The 4036-nt window shown below is 67.1% G+C and carries 1 protein-coding gene; it reads right to left on the reverse strand.

Annotated elements, in window-relative coordinates:
* Positions 1 to 65 precede the first annotated feature (65 nt).
* Positions 66 to 3950, reverse strand: coding sequence for a DNA-directed RNA polymerase subunit beta' (locus ACFWE2_RS24845; protein ID WP_377226882.1), 3885 nt, complete (start codon positions 3948 to 3950; stop codon positions 66 to 68).
* Positions 3951 to 4036 lie beyond the last annotated feature (86 nt).

The following is a 4036-nucleotide window of genomic DNA, read 5'->3' on the forward strand; positions in this document are numbered from 1 at the left end:
GTCCGAGTCTCTCCGGTGCACCGGGGAGACTCGGACAGGCGCTCTACTTCGCGAGTCCCTACTGATCAGCGGAAGTCGCCGAGGTCCAGGTCCTCCAGCGGGATCGCCTCGCCCGAGCCCATACCGAGGGTCGGGAAGTCGATCTCGTCGTAGCCGAAGCTCGGGTAGAGCTCGGCCTTGGCCTGCTCGGTGGGCTCGACCTCGACGTTGCGGTAGCGGGGCAGACCCGTACCGGCCGGGATGAGCTTACCGATGATGACGTTCTCCTTGAGGCCCAGCAGCGGGTCACGGCGACCGCTCATCGACGCCTCGGTGAGCACCCGGGTGGTCTCCTGGAAGGAGGCCGCCGAGAGCCACGAGTCGGTCGCGAGCGAGGCCTTCGTGATACCCATCAGCTCCGGACGGCCGGCGGCCGGCTGGCCACCCTCCGACACGGCCTTGCGGTTCGCGTCCTCGAAGCGCATGCGCTCCGCGAGCTCACCGGGCAGCAGCTGCGAGTCACCCGAGTCGAGCACGGTCACGCGACGCAGCATCTGCCGCACGATGACCTCGATGTGCTTATCGTGGATGTCAACACCCTGGCTGCGGTAGGTCTCCTGGACCTGGTCCACCAGGTGCGTCTGCGTGGCACGCGGGCCGAGGATGCGCAGCACCTTCTTCGGGTCGACGGCTCCCTGGACGAGCTGGGTGCCGACCGTCACGTGGTCGCCGTCCGCGATCTTGAGGCGCGCACGCTTCGTGACCGGGTACTTGATCTCCTCGCCACCGTCGTCCGGCGTCAGCACGAGGTGACGCGTCCGCTCGGTGTCCTCGATCGTCACGCGACCCGTGTACTCCGCGATCGGCGCCTCACCCTTGGGGGTACGGGCCTCGAAGAGCTCGGTGACACGCGGCAGACCCTGCGTGATGTCCTCGGCGGCAGCCACACCACCGGTGTGGAAGGTACGCATCGTCAGCTGCGTGCCCGGCTCACCGATCGACTGCGCCGCGATGATGCCGACGGCCTCGCCGATGTCCACGAGCAGACCCGTGGCCAGGGAGCGGCCGTAGCACTTCGCGCAGGTACCGACGCGAGAGGTGCAGGTAAGGACCGAACGGACCTTGACGCTCTCGATGCCCGCCGCGATCACCTTGTCGATGATGACGTCGCCCGCGTCCGAACCGGCGGTCGCGATGACGTTGCCGTCCGCGTCCACCACGTCGGTCGCGAAGGTACGCGAGTAGATGCTGGTCTCGACGCGGTCGTCCGGGACGAGCGAGCCGTCCGGGAGCCGCTCGGCGACCGGCAGCGTGAGGCCACGCTCGGTACCGCAGTCGTCCTCACGGATGATGACGTCCTGCGACACGTCCACCAGACGACGGGTCAGGTAACCCGAGTCGGCCGTACGGAGAGCCGTGTCGGCCAGACCCTTACGGGCACCGTGCGTCGCGATGAAGTACTCGAGGACGGACAGGCCCTCACGGTAGTTGGACTTGATCGGGCGAGGGATGATCTCGCCCTTCGGGTTCGCCACGAGGCCGCGCATACCGGCGATCTGACGGACCTGCATCCAGTTACCACGAGCACCCGAGCCCACCATGCGCATCACGGTGTTCCGCGCGTTGCTCTCGAGCTTCTCGCGCATCACCGATGCGACCCGGTCGGTCGCCTGCGTCCAGATCTCGATGAGCTCCTGACGGCGCTCGTCGTCGGTGATCAGACCCTTGTCGAACTGCTGCTGGACCTTGAGGGCCCGAGCCTCGTGCTCGTCGAGGATCGCGGCCTTCTCGGTCGGCGCTGCGACGTCGGAGATGGCGATCGTGACGCCGGAGCGCGTGGCCCACCGGTAGCCGGCGTCCTTCAGCGCGTCCAGCGCCGCGGCCACCTCGACCTTCGGGTAGCGCTCGGCGAGGTCGTTGACGATCGTCGAGAGGCGCTTCTTGTCGGCGACCCCGTTCTCGTACGGGTAGTCGACGGGCAGCGTCTCGTTGAACAGGTACCGGCCGAGGGTGGTGTCGAACAGGAGCTGCTGACCCGGCTCCCAGCCCTCGGGCGCCTCGAAGTCCTTCAGCGGCGGCACGAGGTCCGACATCCGAAGCTTGATCTTGGCGTTGATGTCCAGCTCGCCCCGGTCGAAGGCCATGATGGCCTCGGCAACGGAACCGAACGCGCGGCCCTCGCCCACGGCGCCCGGACGGTCGCTCGTGAGGTGGTGCAGACCGATGATCATGTCCTGCGAAGGCATGGTCACCGGACGGCCGTCCGACGGCTTAAGGATGTTGTTGCTCGAGAGCATGAGGATGCGGGCCTCGGCCTGCGCCTCGGCGCTCAGGGGCAGGTGGACAGCCATCTGGTCACCGTCGAAGTCGGCGTTGAACGCGCCGCAGACGAGCGGGTGCAGGTGGATGGCCTTGCCCTCGACGAGCTGCGGCTCGAACGCCTGGATGCCCAGACGGTGCAGCGTCGGCGCACGGTTCAGGAGCACGGGGTGCTCCGTGATGACCTCTTCGAGCACGTCCCACACGACCGGACGCGTGCGCTCGACCATGCGCTTGGCGCTCTTGATGTTCTGCGCGTGGTTGAGCTCCACGAGCCGCTTCATGACGAACGGCTTGAACAGCTCGAGCGCCATCTGCTTGGGCAGACCGCACTGGTGCAGCTTGAGCTGCGGGCCGACGACGATGACCGAACGGCCCGAGTAGTCGACGCGCTTGCCGAGCAGGTTCTGCCGGAACCGGCCCTGCTTGCCCTTGAGCATGTCGGAGATCGACTTCAGCGGGCGGTTGCCCGGACCCGTGACCGGACGGCCGCGGCGGCCGTTGTCGAACAGCGAGTCAACGGCCTCCTGGAGCATCCGCTTCTCGTTGTTGACGATGATCTCCGGCGCGCCCAGGTCCAGGAGCCGCTTGAGGCGGTTGTTCCGGTTGATGACGCGGCGGTACAGGTCGTTCAGGTCGCTCGTCGCGAACCGGCCACCGTCGAGCTGCACCATCGGGCGCAGGTCCGGCGGGATGACCGGGACGGCGTCGAGCACCATCGCCGTGGGCGAGTTCGTGGTCGTGAGGAACGCGTTCACGACCTTGAGGCGCTTCAGCGCCCGGGTCTTGCGCTGGCCCTTGCCGGAGCGGATGGTCTCGCGCAGCGACTCGGCCTCGGCCTCCAGGTCGAAGTTCTGGAGGCGCTGCTGGATCGCGCTCGCACCCATCGCACCCTCGAAGTAGGTGCCGTAGCGGTCCTGGAGCTGGCGGTACAGCATCTCGTCGCCCTCGAGGTCGGCGACCTTGAGGTTCTTGAACCGGTCCCAGACCTGCTCGAGGCGGTCGAGCTCCTGGTCCGCGCGCTTGCGGAGCTGAGCCATCTCGCGCTCGGCGGAGTCGCGCACCTTGCGGCGCGCGTCAGCCTTCGCACCCTCGGCCTCGAGCTCGGCCAGGTCGGCCTCGAGCTTCTGGGCGCGGGTGTTGATGTCGTTGTCCCGGCGGTCGGAGATCTCCTTCTTCTCGAGGTCGATCTCGTTCTGCAGGTTGGGCAGGTCCTCCTGGCGCGCCTCCTCGTCGACCGAGGTGATCATGTAGGCCGCGAAGTAGATGACCTTCTCCAGGTCCTTCGGTGCCAGGTCCAGCAGGTAGCCCAGGCGGGACGGCACACCCTTGAAGAACCAGATGTGCGTGACGGGCGCGGCGAGCTCGATGTGGCCCATGCGCTCACGGCGCACCTTGGAACGCGTGACCTCGACGCCACAACGCTCACAGATGATGCCCTTGAAGCGCACGCGCTTGTACTTGCCGCAGTAGCACTCCCAGTCGCGGGTCGGACCGAAGATCTTCTCGCAGAAGAGCCCGTCCTTCTCCGGCTTGAGGGTGCGGTAGTTGATGGTCTCTGGCTTCTTGACCTCACCGTGCGACCAGGCACGGATGTCCTCGGCCGTGGCGAGGCCGATACGCAGCTCGTCGAAGACGTTGACGTCGAGCAAGATGTCCTACTTCCTGAAGTTCTCGAAAACCCTCGTGGTGTCCAGGTCCGCGCCTGGTGTCCAGGTCCGCGCCCGCTGTGCGGGCG

The organism is Promicromonospora sp. NPDC060271, assembly GCF_042726755.1.
Taxonomy (GTDB): Bacteria; Actinomycetota; Actinomycetes; order Actinomycetales; family Cellulomonadaceae; genus Promicromonospora.